At 70.4% G+C, this 23,610-nt stretch carries 17 protein-coding genes; 9 read left to right on the top strand and 8 right to left on the bottom strand.

The window, feature by feature from the left end:
- The first annotated feature begins 182 nt into the window (after window positions 1-182).
- Complete coding sequence (locus tag ACX80L_RS02480; protein ID WP_459287461.1) at window positions 183-1,859, top strand: DEAD/DEAH box helicase; 1,677 nt, start codon at window positions 183-185, stop codon at window positions 1,857-1,859.
- Window positions 1,860-1,961: 102 nt separating this feature from the next.
- Window positions 1,962-2,363, top strand: a complete 402-nt coding sequence (locus tag ACX80L_RS02475; RefSeq protein ID WP_208739277.1) for a YccF domain-containing protein — start codon at window positions 1,962-1,964, stop codon at window positions 2,361-2,363.
- A 40-nt stretch (window positions 2,364-2,403) separates the two neighbouring features.
- On the opposite strand, the gene ACX80L_RS02470 is transcribed toward ACX80L_RS02475, so the two are convergent.
- A complete protein-coding gene (locus ACX80L_RS02470; RefSeq protein WP_133081228.1) occupies window positions 2,404-3,894 on the bottom strand; it encodes a flotillin family protein in 1,491 nt (496 codons plus the stop codon).
- A gap of 152 nt (window positions 3,895-4,046) precedes the next feature.
- Complete coding sequence (locus tag ACX80L_RS02465) at window positions 4,047-6,023, bottom strand: penicillin-binding transpeptidase domain-containing protein (RefSeq protein ID WP_459287459.1); 1,977 nt, start codon at window positions 6,021-6,023, stop codon at window positions 4,047-4,049.
- Window positions 6,024-6,209: 186 nt separating this feature from the next.
- On the opposite strand from ACX80L_RS02465, the gene clpB reads away from it, so the two are divergent.
- On the top strand, window positions 6,210-8,834 hold the full coding sequence (gene clpB, locus ACX80L_RS02460) for an ATP-dependent chaperone ClpB (RefSeq protein ID WP_459287457.1): 2,625 nt from the start codon (window positions 6,210-6,212) through the stop codon (window positions 8,832-8,834).
- Window positions 8,835-8,897: 63 nt separating this feature from the next.
- Here the strand turns inward: clpB and ACX80L_RS02455 are convergent, their stop codons facing one another.
- Window positions 8,898-10,064, bottom strand: coding sequence for a septum formation family protein (locus tag ACX80L_RS02455; RefSeq protein WP_459287455.1), 1,167 nt, complete (start codon window positions 10,062-10,064; stop codon window positions 8,898-8,900).
- A 297-nt stretch (window positions 10,065-10,361) separates the two neighbouring features.
- Between ACX80L_RS02455 and ACX80L_RS02450 the strand changes: the two genes are divergently transcribed.
- Window positions 10,362-10,601, top strand: coding sequence for a DUF3073 domain-containing protein (locus ACX80L_RS02450; protein ID WP_104167997.1), 240 nt, complete (start codon window positions 10,362-10,364; stop codon window positions 10,599-10,601).
- Window positions 10,602-10,771: 170 nt separating this feature from the next.
- On the opposite strand, the gene ACX80L_RS02445 is transcribed toward ACX80L_RS02450, so the two are convergent.
- Window positions 10,772-11,932, bottom strand: coding sequence for an ROK family protein (locus ACX80L_RS02445; protein ID WP_459287453.1), 1,161 nt, complete (start codon window positions 11,930-11,932; stop codon window positions 10,772-10,774).
- A gap of 92 nt (window positions 11,933-12,024) precedes the next feature.
- Window positions 12,025-13,083, bottom strand: a complete 1,059-nt coding sequence (locus ACX80L_RS02440) for a LacI family DNA-binding transcriptional regulator (RefSeq protein WP_459287451.1) — start codon at window positions 13,081-13,083, stop codon at window positions 12,025-12,027.
- A gap of 163 nt (window positions 13,084-13,246) precedes the next feature.
- On the opposite strand from ACX80L_RS02440, the gene ACX80L_RS02435 reads away from it, so the two are divergent.
- From ACX80L_RS02435 to ACX80L_RS02415, 5 genes are all read left to right on the top strand, one after another.
- Window positions 13,247-14,548 (top strand): extracellular solute-binding protein, encoded by a 1,302-nt coding sequence (locus tag ACX80L_RS02435; protein WP_133081223.1) that lies wholly within the window; start codon window positions 13,247-13,249, stop codon window positions 14,546-14,548.
- A 9-nt stretch (window positions 14,549-14,557) separates the two neighbouring features.
- A complete protein-coding gene (locus tag ACX80L_RS02430) occupies window positions 14,558-15,505 on the top strand; it encodes a carbohydrate ABC transporter permease (RefSeq protein WP_133081222.1) in 948 nt (315 codons plus the stop codon).
- Entirely contained in the window at window positions 15,505-16,323 is an 819-nt protein-coding gene (locus ACX80L_RS02425; RefSeq protein WP_459287449.1) for a carbohydrate ABC transporter permease, read from the top strand. The genes ACX80L_RS02430 and ACX80L_RS02425 overlap by 1 nt, the downstream gene beginning before the upstream one ends.
- 2 nt (window positions 16,324-16,325) lie before the next feature.
- On the top strand, window positions 16,326-18,668 hold the full coding sequence (locus ACX80L_RS02420; RefSeq protein ID WP_459287447.1) for a beta-xylosidase/alpha-l-arabinosidase: 2,343 nt from the start codon (window positions 16,326-16,328) through the stop codon (window positions 18,666-18,668).
- A gap of 348 nt (window positions 18,669-19,016) precedes the next feature.
- Window positions 19,017-19,634, top strand: coding sequence for a hypothetical protein (locus tag ACX80L_RS02415; protein ID WP_459287445.1), 618 nt, complete (start codon window positions 19,017-19,019; stop codon window positions 19,632-19,634).
- A gap of 80 nt (window positions 19,635-19,714) precedes the next feature.
- Here the strand turns inward: ACX80L_RS02415 and ACX80L_RS02410 are convergent, their stop codons facing one another.
- The 3 genes from ACX80L_RS02410 to ACX80L_RS02400 all read right to left on the bottom strand — a co-directional run bounded on the left by ACX80L_RS02410 (window position 19,715) and on the right by ACX80L_RS02400 (window position 23,525).
- Entirely contained in the window at window positions 19,715-21,187 is a 1,473-nt protein-coding gene (locus ACX80L_RS02410) for a xylulokinase (protein ID WP_459287443.1), read from the bottom strand.
- Window positions 21,188-21,190: 3 nt separating this feature from the next.
- Window positions 21,191-22,381 carry a xylose isomerase gene (gene xylA, locus ACX80L_RS02405; RefSeq protein ID WP_133081217.1) on the bottom strand — a complete coding sequence of 397 codons (1,191 nt, stop codon included), beginning with the start codon at window positions 22,379-22,381 and terminating at the stop codon, window positions 21,191-21,193.
- Window positions 22,382-22,499: 118 nt separating this feature from the next.
- Window positions 22,500-23,525, bottom strand: coding sequence for a substrate-binding domain-containing protein (locus tag ACX80L_RS02400; RefSeq protein WP_133081216.1), 1,026 nt, complete (start codon window positions 23,523-23,525; stop codon window positions 22,500-22,502).
- Window positions 23,526-23,610: the final 85 nt, after the last annotated feature.

The following is a 23,610-nucleotide window of genomic DNA, read 5'->3' as shown; positions in this document are numbered from 1 at the left end:
CCTGCGCACGGCGGACCGCGTCCGCCAGTTGAACGCGCAGCCTGCGTCGATAGAACGCATTCTTTTGTCCCGCATCCAGCTCCGAGGATCGTGAGCGCGGTGGACACTGTCTGACTTTTCTTCGGCGAACCCCTGCGCCAACCGGTGCCGGGGAAGATGAGAAGAAAGTTCGTGTTAACTACATGACTACTTTTGCTGCCCTCGGTGTGCCCAAAGCGCTGGTCGAGAACCTCGCCGCGCAGGGGATCACCGAACCATTCCCCATCCAGGTCAAGTCGCTTCCCGACTCCCTGGCCGGGCGCGACGTCCTCGGACGCGGCCGCACCGGCTCGGGCAAGACCCTCGCCTTCGCGCTCCCCATGGTCGCACGCCTGTCCGAGCAGGAAGCGGCCTACCGTCGCAAGCCCGGGCGCCCCCTGGCCCTGGTCCTCGCGCCGACCCGCGAGCTCGCCACCCAGATCAACGCCACCGTCGAGCCCCTGGCCAAGGAGCTCGGACTCAACACCACCGTGATCTACGGTGGTGTCTCGCAGCAGCGCCAGGAGAAGGCTCTGCGCGCCGGCGTCGACATCGTCATCGCCTGCCCCGGGCGCCTCGAGGACCTGATGCGCCAGAAGCTCATCACGCTCGAGTCCGTGGAGATCACCATCCTCGACGAGGCCGACCACATGGCCGACCTCGGCTTCCTGCCTGTCGTCAAGAAGCTGCTCGACACCACCCCGGCCGACGGCCAGCGCCTGCTGTTCTCGGCCACGCTGGACAACGGCGTGGACAAGGTGGTCAACCGCTACATGACCAACCCCGTCACCCACTCCGTGGACGACCCGCAGGCAGCGGTCACCACCATGGAGCACCACGTGCTGATGATCGGTGACCAGACGCAGAAGAAGCAGCTGATCGTCCAGCTCGCGTCCGGTACCGGGCGCCGCCTTCTCTTCATGCGCACCAAGCACCACGCGCGGAAGCTCGCCAAGACCCTGACCGACGCCGGGATCCCCGCCGTCGACCTCCACGGCAACCTGTCGCAGAACGCCCGTGACCGGAACCTCGCCGAGTTCTCCACCGGCGACGTCCGCGTCCTCGTGGCCACCGACGTCGCGGCCCGCGGCGTGCACGTGGACGACGTCGAGCTCGTGGTCCACGTCGATCCGCCCACGGAGCACAAGGCGTACCTGCACCGCTCGGGCCGCACGGCTCGTGCGGGCTCCTCGGGAACCGTGGTCACGATCACGCTGCCCGAGCAGAAGTCCGAGGTGCAGAAGCTGATGAAGGCCGCCGGTGTCGACGTCGCCTTCGAGACCGTCAAGGCGACCTCACCGCTCGTCCTGTCGCTTGTCGGCGACGTCGCCGACAAGATCGATCCCCGCACGCGCGCCGCGCTCCTCGCCTCGCGTGAGGCCACACGCGGCGAGGGTACCTCGACGGGCGCCAACGCCGAGCGCAAGCGCGCCCGCCGTGGTACCGCGGCCCCGTCCGCGGGAGGCCGTGGCGGCAGGGGTGGACGCGGTCGCGTCTCCGCCGAGCCGCAGGCGACCCAGGGCAACCGGGCCGACCGCCGCAAGGACCAGCCGCAGGCGCCGCGCTTCGGCACCGACTCGGGTGCTGCTGCGAAGACCGGCGGTTCCCGCCGTCGCACGGACGAGCCCCGCACTGCCTCGGAGACGACGACGCGCAGCCGCCGTCCCGCCTCCGGCCAGCGCGTGGGCGACGCCGTCCGCCGTCCCGCGGCCGGCGCCCCCGCAGCCGGCGGGCAGCGCAGCCATGCGCCGTCCTCGGCTCCGCGGACCGAGGGGGCCCGCCGTGCGGCCGGCTCCCGCAGGGCCAGCGCGCCTGCGTCCAACGATCGCCGGTCCCGCTAGCAGCATCGCTGACCACGGAAGGCCCCTACCCTCGCGGGTGGGGGCCTTCCGTTCGTCCGGGGGGGGGGTGCCCCGGCGCACCGGGTGGGGAACAATGGGCGGATGAACGCACTCCTGAACGTCATCTGGCTCCTGTTCGGCGGCATCTGGCTCGCGCTGGGCTACTTCGCGGCCGGCATCATCTGCTGCCTGCTGATCGTGACCATCCCCTTCGGCATCGCCTCGTTCAGGATCGGCGCCTACGCGCTGTGGCCCTTCGGTCAGACCGTCGTGAACCGCGGCGGTCGGCCGGGCGGGTTCTCCACGATCGGGAACGTCATCTGGCTTCTCGTCGCGGGCATCTGGATCGCCATCGGCCACGTGCTCACGGCCATCCCGATGTTCGTCAGCATCATCGGGATCCCGCTGGGCATCGCCAACCTGAAGCTGATCCCGGTGTCGCTGGCGCCGCTCGGCAAGGTGATCGTCCCCTCGTCGGGGACCTACCTGCCGACCTACCGCTGACGGCCGCCGCCGGATCCCCGACGGCGGCCTGCAGGTCCCGCTAGTCGGAGCCGCCGACGACGGTCGGGCTGGTGGCCCCGTTCCGGCCGGGCTTGTCCGCGTTCTTGAGCAGGTCGCCGAGCAGCGCGATGATGTCCAGACCGGTGGTGTCCTTGACCATCTGCGTGGTCTGGTGGACGCCGCTCGAGACGTTCTTGCTGAGCTGGCTCGCGCCGTCGTTGGAGACGACGGTCATGGTGTCGATCGCCGACATCGGCGCGGCGATCTCCCGTGCCATCGCGGGCAGGACCTCGAGGACCTTCGACAGGATGGCGGCCTGGTTGAACTTCTCGTAGGCCTCCGCCTGCGCGGCGATACCGGCGGCCTCCGCCTTGCCACGGGCTTCCGTCGACTGCGCCTCGGCATCACCGCGGGACGCGATGACCGCGGCGTCGGCACGGCCCTTGGCCTCGTTGATCGATGCTTCGGCGGTACCGCGTGCCGTGTTCGACGCGGCATCCGCCTCGGCTGCCACCCGGTCACCCTCGGCGACGAGCTTGCGGCGTGCAAGGTCCACGCGGGCTTCGATCTCCGTGGCCTCCGATGCCCGGCGCCGCTCCTCGAGCTTCGCGTCGGCCTGCTGGATGAGGCGGTACTTCTCGGCGTCCGCGGGCTTGCGCACCTCGGTGTCCAGCTCGCGCTCACGGAGCTCGGACCGCCGCTGGGCGACCTGCTGCTCACGCATGATGACCTGCTCCTGCTGTTCGGCCTGGGCGAGAGGGCCCGCGGCGTCGGCCCGTGCCTGGCGGGCATCGGCCTCCTCCTTCAGTTCCGCGCGGCGGATGATCAGCTGCTGCTGCGCGAGGGCCACCTGCTCGTCGGACAGGGCGCGTGCCTGCTCCGATTCCTGCATGGATCGGGCTTCGGCGATCTTCGCGTTGCGTTCCGCGAGGGCGGCCTCCGGGCGGCCCAGGTTCTTCAGGTACCCGGAGTCGTCGTCCACGGACTGGATCTGGAAGGTGTCGATCTCCAGGCCCTGGTTGTGCATGGAGTGTTCCGCCTCCTCCTTGACGCTCTTGGCGAAGGTCGCGCGGTCCCGGATGATCGATTCGACCGTCAGGGTTCCCACGATCGAGCGGAGCGAACCGGACAGGGTCTCCTGCGTGTAGTGGTCGATCGCCTCCTGCTGGTTCAGGAAGCGCTGGGCGGCCTTGCGGACGGCGTCCGCGTCACCCCCGACCTTGACCTGGGCGACGCCGGTGAGGTGGAGCTTGATGCCGTTCTTGGAGATGCCCTCGATGCGCAGCGACACCTGGCGCGATGCGAGCGACAGGGGATAGGCCCGCTGCGAGAACGGGTTGATGAAGATCCGGCCGAAGACGACGCGCTGGCTGTCCGGATCGGGCTGCCCCTTGCTGTCCTTGGACGAGATGATGAGCGCCTGGTCCGGGCTGGCTATGTGCAGCGCCATGCGGGCGAGGACGACGGCGGCGATGATGATGACGAGCAGCACCACGGCGCCGATGATGAGCGGGATGAACCTGAGATCCACGGGGACCCTTTCAACGGTCTTCGGATGGCCTCCGGCGTCGCGTACGGGCGCCGGAGGATGATCAAGCAACTGCGTTCACTGTGTCGATCCGACCCCCATGTCGTCGAAGGAGAGGACCCGCGCACTGGGGCGGGCCGGTGGCTGCTCGGCGGTCAGCCGGTGGCTGCGCCCGTCAGGAAGGCCTGCATGAGGGGGCCGCCGGACGTGGATCCCAGCTCGCCCTCCTCCACGAAGACCGCGACGGCGAGGTCGCCCTGGAGGGCGACGACCCACGCGTGGGTCCGCGGGGGAGTCTCGCTCCCGAACTCGGCGGTCCCGGTCTTGGCCAGGACGGGATCGCCCGGCACGTCCTGCAGGAGCCGGGCCCCGCCCTGCTCGACGACGGCGGACATGAGCGTCCGCAGCGTCGCCGACTCGTCGGCGGTGAACGCGCTGGGCGGCGCCTCGGACTCCCCGGCCGACGGCGTCGCGTCACCCGACGGGGCCTCCGTGGCCGCGGCGCTCTCCGAGCCGGGGTCGAGTTCGGTGGATTCGCCCGCGGCGAGGAGGGTCGGCGTGACGCGCGACCCTGCCCCCACGGATGCGGCCATGGTGGCGAGGCCCAGGGGCGACACCAGTACCTCGCCCTGCCCGATCATGGCGGCGGCGTGGGCCGTCCCCTCCGCCTCGGTCGGCACGGAGCCGAAGAACGCGGGTGTGCCGATGCGCGACTCCACGCCGATCCCGAGATCGGTGGCGGCGGCCGCGAGATCGGCCTGGCTGATCTCGTCCCGGGCCGAGATGAAGCCGGTGTTGCAGGACTGCGCGAAGGTCTCCAGGAGCGGGATGGTCCCGAGGAACTGCACCGGATAGGTGCTGGCGTTGTTGAACGTGCGGCCGTCCACGGAGACTTCCTCGGTGCACTCCGTGGGGCTCTCGGGCGTGAAGCCCTTCCGGAGCAGTGCGAGGCTCGTGGCCACCTTGAACGTGGACCCCGGCGGGTACTGGCCCAGGAGCGCGGTCTGCAGGCCCTCGCTGCCCGGACCGTTGGCCGCCGCGAGGATCTCGCCCGTGCTGGGCCGGATGGCGACGATCGACGACGCCGAGGGCTCGTCCGCGAGAACCTGCTCGCCGAGGCCCTGCAGGCGGGGATCGAGCGTGGTGGCGAGGTCGGTGCCGTCCACGGCCGCCTTGGTGAAGAGGGTCTGGCTGGGCGTTCCGGGGTCCGCCACCGGCGCGGCGCCGACCGAGAGGCCCGGGGTGCCGGCCAGCTGGTCGTTGTGCTGCAGTTGCAGCCCGCCGAGCCCGGTGACATCACCCGCCCGGAGGGCACCGTCGGACTGCTCCACGAGTTCCTCCGTCGCCTCGCCCACGCTGCCCAGGAGTTCGCGGGCGAAGGTGCGGGTGGGTGCGAGTTCCAGGGTGTCGGCCTGCCGCAGTGCACCCGGGACGGCATCGATCTGCGCGTCGGTGACCGTCCGCGTCGCGTCGTCACGCAGGACGACCGCCACCACGAAGGCCTCCGCACCCGCGGCGGCGACCTGTTCCTCGTAGGCCGCCGGGTCGAGCTCGAGCAGGGTGGCGAGCGCACGGGCCGAGGCGGCCCACTGCGCGTCCGGGACCCCCGTCTTGTCGATGCCGACGCGGATCACGGGCCGCTCGGTGACCAGGACCTCGCCGCCCGCCCCGGTGATGTCGCCGCGGTCCCCGGGCACGCTGGTGAGGGTGAGCTTCTCGTCCGGCAGGAGGTTCGGGACGAACAGCGCAGGGTCCCAGGCCGCCTGCCAGACGTCCTCGACCCGCGTGAGGTCCGCCGTCGTGCTGTAGGTCCAGTCGGAGTCGGTGTCGTCGAGGTCCCAGACGTAGTCGAGCGTCGCGGTCGCGCTGTCCTCGCCGGTCTCCTCGACGCCTGCGACCGTCACCTTCGGCGCTCCGGGCCCGAACCCCTCGGTGATCGTGGCGAGCTCGCCGGTCACCTCGGACGCCTCCACCGACGTGAACGCGGACTGCCCCACGTCGAGCCGGGCCAGTCCCTCGGCGAGCGTGCGCGCCGCGTCCTCCGCGGTCGGGCGGTCATCCGTGCAGGCCGCGAGCGCGAGGGTGAGGGCGGCGGTGGTCAGGACGGCGGTGACGCGGCGGAATTTCCCCATAGGGGCCATTATGTCCGAGATAACAGCGGGCTCCGGAAGCCGCACTGTGCCGGGCGGCCCCGGCGCCGCCGCAGTCGTCCCTTCCCGCTCTGCCAGGGGCGAAGCGGGGAAATATCTTTCCTGGCTCGAAAGTTGAGTCGAGTACACTCAATGCAAGACCTACGTCAGGACGGAAAGGAACCGCGCGTGGACACGAATTTCACCACCAAGAGCCGCGAGGTGCTGTCAGCTGCCGCCATGAACGCCTCCACGGCGGGGAATGCGCAGATCGATACGCCGCACTTCCTCAAGGCCCTCCTGGACCAGCGGGACGGCATCGCCGTCGCGCTCCTCAAGGCGGCCGGCGCCGATCCCGACACCGTGAGCGTGCAGGCGAGCACGGCGATCAAGGCCCTGCCGTCGTCGTCGGGCTCCTCGGTGGCGCAGCCGCAGTTCTCCCGCGGTGCCCTCCAGATGATCAACGCGGCCCAGCAGGAAGCGGAGACCCTCGGTGACCAGTTCGTGTCCACCGAGCACATCCTGCTCGCCCTGGCGGCGGACAACGGAGCGGCCGGCGGCATCCTGCGCTCCGTCGGGCTCACGCGCGAGGCACTCGCGTCGGCCCTGCCGGGCGTGCGCGGTGACCGGCGCGTGACCACGCCCGATCCGGAGAACACCTTCCAGGCGCTCGAGAAGTTCGGGGTGGACCTCACCGAGGTGGCGCGGAGCGGCAAGCTGGACCCGGTCATCGGGCGCGATGCGGAGATCCGCCGCGTGGTGCAGGTGCTCAGCCGCCGCACCAAGAACAACCCGGTGCTCATCGGCGAGCCCGGCGTGGGCAAGACGGCCGTCGTCGAGGGGCTCGCCCAGCGCATGGTCGCGGGTGACGTGCCCGAGTCGCTGCGGGGGAAGACCCTCATCAGCCTCGACCTCGGGTCGATGATCGCCGGCGCCAAGTACCGCGGCGAGTTCGAGGAACGGCTGAAGGCCGTGCTCGACGAGATCCGCTCGTCCGGCGGCCAGGTGGTGACCTTCATCGACGAACTCCACACCGTCGTCGGAGCGGGTGCCTCGGAGGGGTCGATGGACGCCGGCAACATGCTCAAGCCCATGCTGGCGCGCGGTGAGCTCCGGCTCATCGGTGCGACGACGCTCGACGAGTACCGGGAGAACGTCGAGAAGGACCCGGCGCTGGAGCGCAGGTTCCAGCAGGTCTACGTGGGCGAGCCGTCCGTGAACGATACCGTCGGCATCCTCCGCGGGCTGAAGCAGCGCTACGAGGCGCACCACAAGGTCTCGATCGCGGACTCCGCCCTGGTCGCCGCGGCCACCCTGTCCCACCGCTACATCCCGGGCCGCCAGCTCCCGGACAAGGCGATCGACCTCGTGGACGAGGCCGCCTCGCGCCTGCGCATGGAGATCGACTCCGCACCGGTGGAGATCGACGAGCTGCGCCGTTCCCTCGAGCGGATGCACATGGAGGAGATGGCACTCTCCCGGGAGAAGGACGAGGCATCGCTGGAGCGGCTGGACGCCCTGCGTGCCGAGATGGCCGACCGCCAGGAGGAGCTCGACGGGCTCAACGCCCGGTGGGAGGCCGAGAAGGCCGGCCTCAACCGCGTGGGCGACCTGAAGGCCTCCCTCGACGACCTGCGCTCGCAGGCCGATCGCGCCCAGCGCGAGGGTGATCTCGAGGCGGCGTCGCGCATCCTCTACGGGGACATCCCGCAGCTGGAGCGCGAGCTGCGGGAGGCCCAGGCCGCCGAGGAGCAGACCACCAATGCTCCCGACCTGATGGTCGCGGAGGAGGTGACCGCGAACGACATCGCCGAGGTCATCTCCGCCTGGACGGGTATCCCCGCCGGGCGCATGCTGCAGGGTGAGAGCGAGAAGCTGCTCGCCATGGAGGACGTCATCGGCGCGCGCCTGATCGGACAGCAGCGGGCCGTGTCCGCGGTGTCCGACGCCGTCCGCCGTGCCCGCGCCGGGGTGTCCGACCCGAACCGCCCCACCGGTTCCTTCCTGTTCCTCGGACCCACGGGCGTGGGCAAGACCGAGCTCGCGAAGGCGCTCGCGGACTTCCTGTTCGACGACGAGCGCGCCATGATCCGGATCGACATGTCGGAGTACTCGGAGAAGCACTCGGTGGCGCGCCTCGTCGGCGCCCCGCCGGGATACGTGGGCTACGAGGAGGGCGGCCAGCTCACCGAGGCGGTGCGGCGCCGGCCCTACAGCGTGGTGCTGTTCGACGAGGTGGAGAAGGCGCACCCCGAGGTGTTCGACCTGCTCCTGCAGGTGCTCGACGACGGGCGGCTCACCGACGGGCAGGGCCGCACGGTGGACTTCCGCAACGTCATCCTCGTGCTGACGTCGAACCTCGGGTCCCAGTTCCTCGTGGATCCGTCGCTCGACGACGCGGCGAAGCGCTCCGCCGTGATGGCCGCCGTCAACGCGAACTTCCGGCCGGAGTTCCTGAACCGGCTCGACGACGTCGTCGTCTTCGACCCGCTGAGCCTCGACGAGCTCTCGAGGATCGTGGACCTGCAGGTTCGGGCGCTCGGGGACCGGCTCCGCGACCGCCGCCTCGAACTCGAGGTCAGCGCTGCGGCCAGCGAATGGCTCGCCCTCACCGGCTTCGACCCGGCATACGGCGCACGTCCGCTGCGCAGGCTCGTCCAGCGTGAGATCGGCGACCGGCTGGCGAAAGGCATCCTGGCCGGTGAGATCGTCGACGGCGACACCGTGGTCGTCGACCGCCAGGAGCCGGACGCCGCCGCGCTGGCCGACGGCAGCCTCGACGCGGGGGGCCTGCTGGTGCACGCCGCGCGGTAGCCGGGCCCGGCACACGAGAGGAATCGCAGGTTGCTTCCTCTCCCGCCTGCGGGCCCGGGTCCGTCAGGAGGTGAGCAGGCTCCGGCTCATCGTGTCGCCGTCCTCGACGACGGCGAAGCAGTCCACCCGGCGGTCGCCGTCGGCCCAGGTCTGGCTGGTCGGGGTCGCGCGGAGCAGCGTGATCCGGAGGTCGTCCGTCACCGCGTCCGGGTCGATGGCCGCGGAGGCCGCCGCGCAGGCCTCCTCGGCCCGCAGCCCGAGCTGCTCGCGTCCGGGGAACTCCGCGTCCTCCGGGTAGTTCTCGCTCGCCACCAGTTGTGCGTTGTGGGCTTCGCCGCAGTCCACCGGGACCGCGTCCTCGGTGATGCCCGTGAAGTCGGCGAGGCAGTCGCCGGCGGCGACCGACGACGGATCCACCCGCTCCTCGTCCTCCGCCCCGCCGAAGAGCGAGACGAGCAGCCAGACGAGCAGGCCGAGCAGGACGACGACGCCGCCGACGATCAGCAGCAGCGGCAGGTTGCTGCTGCGGGCCCTCGACCGGTCCCGCTTCGGCTCCGGGTCCGTCGCCTCCGGGTCGGTTCCGGCTGCCCCCGGGGCCCACGCGGCCGCGGTCGCGCCGCGCGACCCCGGGGAAGGGTCCACCGGGGAAGCCGGTGCTGCCGGGCCGATCGACGCCGGATCCGTGCCGGGGTAGAGGCCCGGGTGGCCGAGGCCCTGCTCGCCGCCCTCGGGCGGGAAGGCGTACGGACCGCCGGCAGGAACGTCGTCGCCGGTGCCCGCCGCCGGCACGCCGGCCCCGTCGGCCGTGTCCGCGGCCGTGTCCGCGGCTGGGTCCGCGTCCGCCGCCGCGTCCCCTGCGACACCTCCGGCGGGAGCCGTGCCGTCCGGGGCCGCCTGGACGACCGGGGCGCCCGCCGGCAGGGGACCACCTACCAGTGTCCCTGCCTTCTCCGCTTCGGCGGCCACGGCGCGGGCCTCCGCCGCGGCGTCCTCGAGGGAGGCCGCTTCCGCCGTGTCCCTGCTGATCTCCGCCGGCCCGAGGGCGGGCTCGGGCAGGTCGAGGCTGTCCGGCGACACCGACAGCTCGGGTTCCAGCGCCCCGGGAGGTAGCGTGCCGTCGTCGAGCACGACGCCGTCGGGATCGACCACGTCGGGGCCGTCGGGCCGGTCGGGTTCGTTCCCGCCCGGACCGTGCCCGGGATCCCTGGGTGCCTGCTCCTCGTTGCTCATGGTGGGCCGCTGTCTCCTTGCATTCCTGGTGTCTCGTGGCCGGCGCTCCGACGTGATTTCGACTCTAGCCAAGATCGTCGCCGGAAGGGTCGGGACGCGGCTGGAGCAGGCTCGGGCACCGGGGGCGGCTTCGCGTCCATGCTTTGCAGGAGGCGGGGACACCCGCGCTCGGATGCACCCGAAAGCATGTAACCTGTACATACGACAAACTGACCAAATACTCCGGGGCCTCGCTGCAGCCTTGGGCCTCGTGCCCCAGTGACCACCTCCGGATCGACGCACAAAGGGGGTCACGCCATGGGGCGCGGCCGTCAAAAGGCAAAAGCTACCAAGCAGGCCAGGGACATGAAGTACTTCAGCCCGGCCACTGATTATTCGGCACTGCAGCGAGAGCTCACAGGCCCGGGTAGTCGTGCTTCCACTCGACGTACCGAACCTCTCGAGCCGGTCGAACCCGACTACTCGGAGTACGCGGACAAGTACGCCGACGAACTCGACGACGACGGCGAGGAGAGCGGCTCCCGCCGCACCGGCTGACCTCCCGGTCCGCCGTCCTCCGGGACACCACAACCGGCGCATCAGGCCCCTTGCGGGACGATGCGCCGTTTCGTGTGCCCGGATCCCGGAACCGGCGAGCCGCCGCGCTCGCGACGCCCCGACTCGCGCGGTGGACAGGTCGGGACTGCCCGTCCGCGGTCGGTCCGTTCCTAGTGTGGGGAGGCGAGGAGTGGCTGCAGGGCGAGTTCTGCCGCCCCGACCAGCAGGAGCTCCGGCCCGAGCGTCGCCCGCCGCACGTCGACGCCCCCCGCCAGGGATCCGGTGTTCACGGCATGGGTCAGCCGGTCACCGTGGAAGCCGAACAGGGAGCCGAGGAAACCGCCGAGCACGATCCGCGTGGGATCGAAGATGTTGACGAAGTTCACCAGTGCCACGGCCAGGAGGTCGAGCTGGCGCTCGGCCTCCTGCTGGACAGCGGGCCCGGGATCGTCGGACAGCACGTCCTCGAGTGCCTCGATCCCGCCGCCCGCGAGGCCGGCCGCGTCGAGCAGGCGCTCCAGGCGGACCTCCGCGTCCAGGCATCCGGACCGGCCGCAGTGGCAGGGCGACCCGCCGGCACGGACGAGGGTGTGGCCCAGTTCCCCGGCGTAGCCGCGACTGCCGACCAGTTGGGCGCCTCCTGTCACGATGCCGCCACCGATACCGCTCGCGCTGCCGTTCAGGTACACGGCGTCCTCCACACCGAGCGCCGCACCGAAGATGCTCTCGGCCATCGAGCCGAGTGAGGCATCGTTCGCGGCGACCGCAGGCAGCCCGAGCGCCCTGCTGAAGGGCCCGGTGAGGTCGGCCGCGCGCCAGCCGAGGTGCGGTGCCACGAGGACGCGGCCCGTCCCGGCGTTGACGAGTCCCGGCAGCGCGATCCCGACACCGAGCACCCGGTCGAGCCCGGCCAGGACGGGGTGGAGGTCGGCCACGATGTCGCGGGTGAGCCGCACGGCGTCGTCGAGGGAGGGCACCCCGTCGGTCTCGCGGCGCACCCGCCGGTGGACGTGGCCGCCGAGTCCGACGACGCCGGCCGTCAGCGCGTCGATGTCGGGATTCACCGCGATCACGGCGACGCCGGGGTTGGCATGCACGATCGGGCTGGGGCGCCCCACCTTGCCCCCGACCGCCGGTTCCGTCTCGTGGACGAGCTGCTTCTCGGCGAGGGCGGACACGAGGGCCCCGACGGTCGAGCGGTTGAAGCCGCTGCGCCGCGTGAGCTCCGAACGGGACAGCGGTCCGTCCCGGTGCACCATCGTCAGGATCTGGGAGAGGTTCTGTGCGCGAAGGCCTTCGGTGCCGTTGACCGCTCCGGGTAGTGTGCGCACGGCCCTGGGTTCTCCTTCGTCCTGCAGGAGCCCTCTGTGCGCCTGGTGTGGCCCTATCGTATCCAGAAGCGCAGGGTGGGCCCGGCGGCCGCTCAGGCCCGCTGCCCTGCGGGACTCGGCGCAGTCTCGGCGGGGACGGGCGGTGCGGACGTGCTCTGGCGCACCACCAGGCTGGTGGCGAGGTCGAGCCGGAGGATGTTGGGCCGCTCGCCGTCGCGCAGGCGCAGGACCATGCGCGTGGCCTCTTCCGCCATCTGGATGAGCGGCTGGTGGACGGTGGTCAGGGCGGGGCTCGACCACTGCGCGAGCTGGAGGTCGTCGTATCCCACGATCGAGAGTTCGTCGGGGACGCGCAGCCCGATCTGGCGGGCGGCGTCGAGGACGCCGAGCGCCTGCAGGTCGCTGCCCGCGAAGATCGCCGTCGGAGGCTCGGCGCTGCGCAGGAGCGAGAAGGCGTGGTCGCGCCCGCCGTCGACGTGGAAGTTGCCGTAGCGGATGAACTCCGGGTCGATGGACAGGTTCGCCATGCTCATCGCCGATCGGTAGCCATCGATGCGCGCGAGGGAACACATCATGTCCTCGGGTCCGCTGATGGCTGCGATGCGGGTGTGGCCGAGGTCGATCAGGTGCCGCGTGGCCATCATGCCGCCCGACCAGTTCGCGGACCCGACGGACGGGACGTCGGGCGCGGGATCCCCGGCGGGATCGATGATGACGAACGGGATGGCGCGCGCGTCGAGTTTCTGGCGGAAGTCCTGCGGCATGTCCGAGAAGACCAGGACCACTCCGGCGGGCCGCCTGGCCATGACGCCTTCGATCCACTCCGAGCCCGGGGCATGCCGCGTGCCGGTCTCGGTCAGCACGACGCTCATCCCGTGCTCGCGCGCCACGTTCTCGACCCCGCGGATGAGCTCGAGCGCCCAAGCGCTCTCCAGTTCATGGAAGACGAGTTCCACGAGGGCCGCCCGGGCCGCCGACACCTTGCGCCGGCGGTACCCGTGCTCCTCCAGGAGCTCCTCAACTTTCGCCCGGGTTTTCGGAGACACGTCGGCGCGGCCGTTGAGCACCTTGGATATCGTTGAGAGGGATACGCCCGCCGCCGTCGCGAGCTGGGCGAGGGTGACGCGCGGTTCGTCCGCCGAAATCGACATGCGGCCAGCTTACATGCGGGCTCCAGTGCGGCCCGGCGGGCGTCGGACACGATTTGTGACCGCCCACACATCGGATGTTGCAAAAGCGGGCGAGCGCTACATACACTCATCCCACTACATAACTTTCGATATTATTATCGAAACTTTCGAGAGGCGTTCAACGATGAACAACCGAACCTGGATGTCCCGCAGTCTTGCAGGCACCGCGGTCATGATGCTGGGCCTCACCCTGGCAGGGTGCGGCGGAGGCGGCGGCGACGCGTCGAGCCGGCCCGAGAACGAGCTGCACCTGGCCGTCTACGGCGATGCCAGCAACAAGGTCGAGCAGGCCATGGTGGACAAGTTCAACGAGACCTCCGACGTCAAGATCGTGCTCGACACGATCCCCGGCGCGGACTACCAGACCAAGCTGCAGACCATCATCGACACCGATTCCGCTCCGGACATCTTCTTCAACTGGGGCGGTGGCAGCATCGCGAACTTCGTGAAGGCCGATCTGCTGATGCCCCTCGACGACTTCATCGAGGAGGACCCGCAGCTGAAGGACGCCTTCCTGCCCTCGGTGTTCGAGACGGCCGTCATCGACGACAAGAGCTACGGCATCCCGATGCGCGGCACGCAGCCCGTCATGCTCTTCAACAACTCCGAGGTGCTCAAGCAGGCCGGCATCGATGCTCCTCCCGCCACCTGGGACGAACTGCTGGAGGCCGTCGAGAAGCTGAAGGCGGCCGGCGTCACCCCGATCGCTCTCGGCGGCGCCGACCAGTGGCCCACCCAGATGTGGTTCCAGTACGTCTTCGACCGCGTCGCCGGCGAGGACCTGTTCCAGTCGGCGCTCGACGGCGACACGGAGGTGTGGGACTCCGAGGAGAGCCGTGAGGCCCTCGGCAAGCTGCGCGAACTGATCGACGCGGGTGCCTTCGGCACCAACTTCGACTCGGTCAAGTTCACCGACGGCGGGTCCCCCACGCTGCTCTCCAGCGGCCGGGCAGGCTTCGAGCTCATGGGCTCGTGGGCCTACGCGACGCACCTGGATGCCAATCCCGAGTTCGCGGAGAACGTGCTCGGCTACAGCGAGTTCCCCGCGATCGAGGGCGGCGAGGGCGATCCCGACAACCTCGCCGGCAACACGAACAACTTCTACTCGGTCCACAAGGACACCCGCTACCCCGAAGAGGCCGGCGAGTTCCTGAAGCTCATGTACTCGGACGAGTTCGTGCAGGAGCAGATCGCCATCGGCAACCTGCCCACCACCACCAACACGGAGGAGTTCCTCGGCGAGGCCTCCAACCCCGAGTACGCGAAGTACCAGTTCGACCTCGTGAAGGAAGCGCCCCACTTCCAGCTCTCCTGGGACCAGGCGTACCCGCCCGAGGCGACGGTGACCATCCACACCGCCGTGGCCCAGTTCTTCAGCGGCCAGATCGATGAAGACGGCTTCATCAAGGCCATGCAGAGTCTCTAGGACATTCCCATGACAACGCTTGCAACGCGCAGGCAGGCAGCGCCGGGCGGCTCCACTCCGAGCCGCCCGGCCCGCTCGGGCGCCTCCTCCGTGGGGCGTCCGGGCTTCGCCTGGGCCCTGCCCGCCACCATCTTCTTCGCGCTCTTCGCCCTCGTGCCGCTGGCCGCGGTCGCCGTCCTGTCCTTCACCTCGTGGAGTGGCCTCGGTGACCCGGAGTTCGTGGGACTCGAGAACTGGGAGACGCTCGTCTCCGATCCGGTGATGGTCAAGAGCCTCTGGCTCAGCCTGCTCTTCATCGTCCTCGGGGTGGTCACCCAGACACCGCTGAGCATCCTGCTCGGCGTCTGGGCCGCGGGCAACCAGCGCAACCGCGCCGTCCTCAGTGCCATCTACTTCATCCCCCTGCTGCTGTCCTCGGCCGCCATCTCCGTGCTGTGGCGTGCCCTGCTCGATCCGAACTTCGGTATTCCGGGACAGCTCTCGTGGCTCTTCGGTGACGGGAACCTGCTCGGCACCCAGTCCGGTGCGATCGGTGTCCTCATCTTCGTGGGCATGTGGCAGTTCACCCCGTTCCACACCCTGATCTACCAGGGCGCGGCGAAGGGCATCCCCAACGTCCTGTACCAGGCGGCGTCGATCGACGGTGCCGGCATGGTGCGCCAGTTCTTCTCCATCACGCTGCCCCAGCTGCGCAACACGGCCATCACCTCGATCATCCTGATGGTGGTCGGCGGCCTGACGACGTTCGAGACGGTGCTCATCCTGACCAACGGCGGGCCCGGCACCGACACCACCATCACCGCCTTCTACATGTACCAGGAGGCGTTCCAGAGCTTCGACTTCGGCGTCGGCAGCGCGATCGCCCTGGTGCTCGTCGTCGTCGCCACCCTGATCTCCCTCGTGGTGGTCAAGGTGTCCGGCTACGACAAGATGAACAGCTCGCTGGAAGGACTCTGATGAAGACCCGCCCCAACTACTTCGCCGGCATCGGCTCCTTCGTCTGGCTGCTGATCGTCGCGATCCCGCTGTACGTGATGCTGTCGGGTACCTTCCAGACGCGTGAGGAGTTCGGGGACAACGGCCCGCTGTCCTTCCCCACGAGCTTCACGCTGCAGAACTACGTCGATGCGATCACGAGCGGCTTCGGCCGATACTTCCTCAACACCGTCGTCGTGACGGTCGGAGTCGTCGTGATCGTGCTCCTGCTCGTGCCCCCGCTCAGCTATGCGATCGTGCGCAGCCAGAGCCGGGCGGCGTCGTTCGTGTTCCGCTTCTTCCTGCTGGGCCTCGCGATCCCGGCGCAGGCCGTGATCGTGCCCGTGTTCTACCTGATCAACACCGTCGGCCTGTACGACAACCTGATCGGCGTCATCCTGCCCACCGCGGCCTTCGCGCTGCCCATCTGCACGCTGATCCTCAGCGGCACCATGCGCGACATCACGGGGGAGCTGTACGAGGCCATGGCCATGGACGGAGCGAGCCCGGCGCGGGCCTTCTTCCGGCTGGTCCTGCCGCTGTCCAAGGGTGGCATCTCCACGATCGCCGTCTTCTCCGCCCTCCAGGCGTGGAACGGATTCCTCTTCCCTCTCATCCTCACGCAGTCCGAGAGCACCCGCGTGGTGACCCTCGGCCTCTTCAACTTCCAGACGCAGTACGGCATCAACATCCCGGGCCTGCTCGCCGCGGTCACCCTGTCGATGGTGCCCGTCCTGCTCGTCTACCTGTTCGCGCGCCGCGCGCTTGTCCAGGGCCTCATGGGCGCTGGCGGAAAGTAACCATGACTGAGACAACACTGAACGACGCCCCCTGGCGGGACACCGCCGCCGCACCCGAGGACCGGGTGGAGACCCTCATCCAGGCGATGACGCCGCGCGAGAAGGTCGCCCAGCTGGTCGGCGTCTGGGTCGGCGCCAACACCGAGGGCGGCGAGGTGGCCCCCCACCAGCACGAGATGAACGAGGCCGTGGACCTCGACGAACTCCTGCCGCACGGACTCGGCCAGCTCACCCGCCCCTTCGGCACCGCCCCCGTGGAACCGGGACTCGGAGCCCTGTCGCTGCAGCGCACCCAGGAGCGCATCACGGCGGCGAACCGCTTCGGCATCCCCGCCCTCGTCCACGAGGAATGCCTCGCCGGGTTCGCGGCGTGGAAGGCCACGGCCTACCCGGTCCCCCTCGCCTGGGGCGCCACCTTCAACCCCGACCTCGTCCGGACCATGTCCTCGGCCATCGGCGCGGACCTCCGCTCCGTCGGCGTCCACCAGGGGCTCGCCCCGGTGCTCGACGTCGTGCGCGACGCCCGCTGGGGCCGCGTGGAGGAGACCATCGGCGAGGATCCGTACCTGATCGGGACCATCGCGACGGCATACGTGCAGGGACTCGAGCGCGGTGGGATCGTCGCCACGCTCAAGCACTTCGTCGGCTACTCGGCGTCGAAGGCCGGCCGCAACCTCGCGCCCGTCTCCATCGGGGAACGCGAGCGGGCGGACGTCCTCCTGCCGCCGTTCGAGATGGCGATCCGGGAATCCGGCGTCCGGTCGGTCATGCACGCCTACACCGACATCGACGGCGTACCGACGGCAGCGGACGCCTCGCTCCTCACCGCGCTCCTGCGGGACACCTGGGGCTTCGACGGCACCGTGGTGGCCGACTACTTCGGCATCGCCTTCCTCAAGGAGCTGCACCGCGTGGCCGCGACCCTCGGTGAGGCGGCGGCCGCGGCGCTGACCGCAGGGGTCGACGTCGAACTGCCGACCGTGCACACCTTCGGCGAGCACCTCCTCGCCGAGATCGACGGCGGGCGGCTGGACGAAGGGCTCGTCGACCGCGCGCTCCGGCGCGTCCTCCGGCAGAAGCTGGACCTGGGCCTGCTGGACCCCGAGTGGTCGCCGATCCCACCGGCCCTCGAACGGGCCGACGCCGGGACACCCGTCGTCGACCTCGATTCCCCGGGCAACCGGGACATCGCCCGCGAACTCGCGGAGCAGTCCATCGTCCTCGTCAGGAACAGCGGGATCCTGCCGCTCGCCGCCGCGCCGCGCATCGCCCTCATCGGCCCCAACGCGGACACGCACCGCGCGTTCCTCGGCTGCTACTCCTTCCCCGCGCACGTCGGCGAGCAGCACCCCGACGTTGAGATCGGCCTCGCCATCCCGACGGTCGCCGAAGCACTCCAGCGCGAGTTCGGCGCGAGCGACATCACGATCGCGGCCGGGTGCACGATCGACGGCTCCGCGACCACCGGGTTCGACGAGGCCCTCGCGGTCGCCGGCGGAGCCGACGTCGTCGTCGCGGTCCTCGGTGACCGGGCGGGGCTCTTCGGGCGCGGCACCAGCGGCGAGGGATGCGACGCCGAATCACTGGCCCTCCCGGGCGTGCAGCAGCAGCTCCTCGACGAACTGCTCGCCACCGGCAAGCCCGTCGTCGTCGTGCTGCTGACCGGCCGCCCGTACGCCCTCGGGTCCGCGATCACCGACGCCGCCGCGATCGTCCAGGGGTTCTTCCCCGGCGAGGAGGGTGCGGCCGCCGTGGCCGGCGTCCTCAGCGGACGGATCAACCCCGCCGGGCGACTGCCCGTCAGCATCCCCGGGACGCCGGGCGCCCAGCCGTCCACCTACCTGGCCGCACCGCTGGCGCAGTCGAACGGCGTCTCGAACATCGATCCGACAGCGGCCTTCGCCTTCGGCCACGGACTCGGCTACACCGAGTTCCAGTGGCAGGGCGCGGGAGCGACGGCGGGAACGGCACCGACCGACGGCGAGGTCGCCGTGCACGTGACGGTGACCAACGCGGGGGAGCGCGACGGCGTCGAGGTGGTGCAGCTCTACCTGCACGACCCGGTGGCATCCGTCGTCCGCCCGGTCCAGCGTCTCATCGGGTACGCGCGCGTCTCCCTGGCGGCGGGGTCCTCCGCGAGGGTCGCGTTCACCGTGCCCGCCGACGTCACCTCCTTCACGGGGCGGGACGGGCAGCGCATCGTCGAACCCGGGGAGCTGGAGCTGCGCCTCGGCGCATCGAGCAGTGACATCCGGGCGACCGTGCCCCTCACCCTCACGGGCGAGGTGCGGCGCGTGGACCACACCCGGCGGCTCCACTGCGACGTGCGGGTGCACGCCGTCTAGCACCCGCCCGCAGGCCGTCGGAACCCGTCGCAACCCGTCCCCGCTCAGCAGGGGGCGGGTTGCGTCGTTCCCGGGACCACCCGGTCGGGACCGTCCGCGGCCGTGGCTGGTGCATTCCCTGTCGGCAGCTGCCTCGGGGAGCCGGGATCCCTGCAGGGACCGTCCCTGCACGCCGGAAGATGCATGCCGGGGATGCACGCCGGAAGATGCACGCCGTGCAGAAGAACGTGCTTGCGCGCGGAGCCCCCGCGCGTCACGGTAGTAAGCAGACTGATCTTCCGGTTACGGAGCCTCCCGCAGTCCGGACCCGGCAGGATCAACCATCCCTACCGAGGAGGCACCAGCATCATGGCACGAGACGACACATCAGGCGCGAGCACCCCGAGGAGCCGGCGCAACGACGTCGTCGCCGCGGAGAAGGAGCGGTTCGGCGGCATCAAGTGGGGGTCGGCGTTCTTCGGGTGGCTGACGGCGATCGGCCTCACCGTCATCCTCAGTGCGCTGGCGACGGCGATCGGCGTCGGCATCGGAGCGGCCAACACGGGCACCGCGTCCGACGCCGCCGACCAGGCACAGGAGAACGCCCAGACCATCGGCATCGCCAGCGGTATCGTCCTGGCCGTCATCCTGTTCGTCGCCTACTACTGCGGCGGGTACGTCGCCGGTCGCATGGCACGCTTCGACGGCGTCAAGCAGGGCGTCGCCGTCTGGCTGTGGGGCATCGTCGTCGCGATCGTCCTGGCGATCCTCGCCGCCGTCGCGGGCAGCCAGTTCAACGTCCTCGCGCAGGTGCAGGGCCAGCCCAACATCCCCGTCGACGGCAGTGCCCTGACGGCCGGCGGACTCATCGGACTGGCCATAGCGATCCTCGTGCCCCTTCTCGGCGCGATCCTCGGGGGCAAGGCCGGGATGCGCTTCCACCGCAAGGTGGACCAGGTGGGCATCGACCACCAGGCAGGCCTCTGACCGGGCGACGCCGCACCACCCACGACGACGAGAGGCACCACCCCGCGGGGTGGTGCCTCTCGTCGTGGGTGCGGGACCGGCTAGAACGCCACGGACGCCACCGCGGCCCGGTACTGCGTCCGGATGACGGGCCGGTGGTCGGACGCGCGATCCTCGAGCGTCTCCACCGACCACTGCGGCCGGGAGCCGGCCAGGACCCACGCGGCCTGTACGGCGGCCCCCCGCGCGACGTACTCGCCCGGAGCGGGGATGCGCACGGGCAGGTCGAACACCTGGGCGGCGACCTCCTGGACCGCCGCGTTCTGTGCGGCCCCGCCGATCAGCAGCAGGTGGCGCGGCGTGACACCGGCGGCCCGCACCGCGTCGAGGGCGTCGGCCAGTCCGCACAGCATGCCCTCGATCGCCGCACGGGCGATGTTGGCGCGCGTCGAGGAGGCGATGCTGAGGTTGTGGAAGCTGGCCTTCGCCGTCGGCAGGTTGGGCGTGCGCTCACCCTCGAAGTAGGGCACCAGGACCACACCGTCCGACCCCGGGGCTGCATCGCGGGCCAGGTCGGCGAAGCCGTCGTGGTCCACGCCGAGGATGCCGGCCACCGATGACAGCACGCGGGCGGCGTTGAGGGTCGCCACCAGCGGCAGGAACAGTCCGCTGGCATCGGCGAACCCCGCCACCGTTCCGGAGCGGTCGGCCACCGCCTGCGGGGCGACGGCGAAGACCGTACCGCTCGTCCCGAGGGACACGACGACGTCCCCCTCCTCCGCGCCCAGTCCGAGGGCGGCACCCGCATTGTCGCCGGCACCGGATCCCAGGACGATCCGGCGGTCTCCCGACAGGAACGAGGGATGCACGGTCCCTGCGGAGGACTCCGCAGGGAGGACCCGGGGGAGCACGACCTGGTCCGGCTCGCCCTCCGGCTGTCCGGCTTCACGCGCCGGGCGGCCGAGGATGTCCTCGAAGAGGGCGAGGTCGTACGCGTTCGTGGCAGGGTTCCAGTAGCCCGTGCCGCTCGCATCGGAGCGGTCCGTGACGAGTTCCTCCAGCACCGGCCCGAGCGGGGCATCCCCCTCGGGCCCGAAGCCGCGCAGGCGCCACGTCAGCCAGTCGTGCGGCAGCGCCACGGCCGCGATGGCCGGGACGACGTCCGGTTCGGCGTCGCGCACCCAGCGCACCTTGGTGCTGGTGAAGGACGCCACGGGGGCGGAGCCCGTCCGCTCCACGAGGCCGTCGACGCCCAGTTCACCGATCAGGTCCCGGGCGGCACCGGCGGACCGGGTGTCGTTCCAGAGCAGGGCGTCGCGGAGGACCCGCCCCTCGCGGTCCAGCAGCACCATTCCGTGCTGCTGGCCCGCGACGGCGAGCCCGTCGACGTCGTCGCCGAGTCCGTCAGCGGCGTCGAGCGCTGACAGCAGGGCCTTCCACCAGGCGCCGGGGTCGACCTCCGTGCCCTCCGGGTGGAGGGCACGGCCGGTCCGGACTTCCGCGCCCGTCCCGGTGTCGACGACGACGACCTTGCAACTCTGCGTCGACGAGTCGACGCCGGCAACGAGGGCCATGGATCAGCGGGCGCCGAGCAGGTGCTCGATGAAGAGCTGCTGCAGCTTCACGAAGCCGAAGCCCTTGCCGTTGAAGTAGGCGTCCGTGTCGAACTCCTCGTAGGACGCGCGGTCCGCGCGGAGCGCGTCGTAGCCCTCGCCCTCGTTGAGCGTGGGCACGTTGATCTCGGAGACGCGGGATGCTTCCAGTGCGGCCTGGACCTCGGGGTCCGCGCGGAAGGCCGCGGCACGCTCCTTGAGCAGCAGGTACGTCTGCATGTTCGCTGCGGCCGAGTCCCAGACGCCGTCCATGTCCTCGGTGCGGCTCGGCTTGTAGTCGAAGTGGCGGGGGCCGTCGTAGGACGGACCGCCCGCGGGGCCGCCGTTCTCCAGCAGGTCCACGAGCGAGAAGGCGTTCTGCAGGTCGCCGTGCCCGAACACGAGGTCCTGGTCGAACTTGATGCTGCGCTGGCCGTTGAGGTCGATGTGGAACAGCTTGCCCTGGTAGAGGGCCTGCGCGATGCCGTGGGTGAAGTTCAGCCCGGCCATCTGCTCGTGGCCCGTCTCCGGGTTGATGCCCACGAGTTCGGGGCGCTCCAGCGTCTCGATGAACGCCATCGCGTGACCGAGGGTCGGCAGGAGGATGTCGCCGCGGGGTTCGTTGGGCTTGGGCTCGATCGCGAAGCGGATGTCGTATCCCTTGTCGGTGACGTAGTCGCCGAGCAGGTTGACGGCCTCGCGGTAGCGCTCGAGGGCGCCGCGGATGTCCTTGGCGGCGTCGTACTCGCTGCCTTCGCGTCCGCCCCACATGACGAACGTCTTCGCGCCGAGCTCTGCCGCGAGGTCGATGTTGTCCAGCACCTTGCGCAGGGCGAACCGGCGCACGCCGCGGTCGTTGCTCGTGAAGCCGCCGTCCTTGAAGACCGGGTGGCTGAAGAGGTTGGTGGTGACCATGGGCACGATCAGCCCGGTGGACTTCAGTGCGCCCTTCAGGCGGTCGATCTCGCGCTGGCGGTCCGCCGGGGAGGATCCGAAGGGGAAGAGGTCGTCGTCGTGGAAGGTGATGCCGTACGCGCCGAGGTCGCTCAGGCGGTTGACCGCCTCGACGACGTCGAGGGGTGCACGGGTCGCGGATCCGAACTGGTCCTGGGCTTCCCAGCCCACCGTCCAGAGTCCGAAGGAGAATTTGTCGTCGCGGGTGGGCTCGATCGCCATTGAGTGCTCCAGGAAGTGTGTGTGACTAATATGTTGCCGTTACAAACATATTAGGTTTACCGCCAGAGTCAAGCCCGGATCACGAGCCGGTGCCCATGCCAGGGATGCTGGACACGCGTCAGGCGCCGAGTGCTCCCACGCTCGCCCGGGTGACCAGCCGGGTGGACAGCTCGATCCGTGGACTGTCGACGGCGTCGCCGGCGATCAGCCGCACGAGGGTGCGGGCCGCGAGCGCCCCCATCTCCGAGAGCGGCTGCCGGACCGTCGTCAACGGAGGGGACGCCCACCCCGCCTCGGGCAGGTCGTCGAAGCCGATGACGCTGAGGTCGTCAGGAATGCGCAGTCCCTGCTGACGGGCCGCCTCGTACACGCCGAGGGCCATCTGGTCACTGGCCGCGAAGACCGCGGTGGGCCGGTCGGCGCGCCCGAGGAGTTCCATCCCTGCCGCGAACCCCGAGGCGTAGTCGAAGTCCCCACTGATCACGAGGGCGGGATCGAAGGCGATGCCCGCGGCGTCGAGCCCGGCCCGGTAGCCGTCGAGGCGCGCACGGCTGCACCACAGCCCCGGGCGTCCGGCGACGAACCCGATGCGGCGGTGGTTCTGCTGGGTGAGATGTTCCGTTGCGGTGACCGCACCGGTCCAATTGGTCGCCCCGATCGTCGGCACCTCGAGATCCGGCACGCCGGCGGGATCGACGACCACCACCGGGACGTTGAGCCGCTGCAGCTCGGCGTGCAGGAACGAGTCGAGGTCCGTCGTGACCAGGATGGCGCCGTCGCTGGTCCTGGCTCCGAGGGTGTCGAGCCACTTGCGCGTCGAGTCGGCGCTGCCCCGCCGGTGGATGGCGGACACCACCACGGACATGCCCTCGGTGTTCAGGGCCTCCTCGACGCCGCGGATGATCTCCACCGCCCAGGGGCTGTCGAGGTCGTTGAAGACGAGGTCCACCAGCCCGGAGGGGGCTGACGGGGCCGTGCCGCGGCGGCGGTACCCGTAGTCGCGGAGCAGAGCCTCCACGCGTTCCCGCGTCGCGGGAGCGACGTCGGACCGGCCGTTGAGGACGCGCGACACCGTGGGGACCGAGACTCCGGCGGCCGAGGCGATCGCCGAGATCGTCACGGCGGGTTGGGTGTTGTCGTGCACAAATCCTCCTCGGGGCGCCTGGAGCAACGTCGAGGTCTCCCGGAACTGTTTTCGCTTCCGCCCTTGACCTCTCCTGCGCGGTGTT

The organism is Arthrobacter sp. MDT1-48-3 (genome assembly GCF_054511015.1).
The sequence above is the reverse complement of the archived record's forward strand: the minus strand, read 5'-3'. Positions and strand labels throughout refer to the sequence as shown.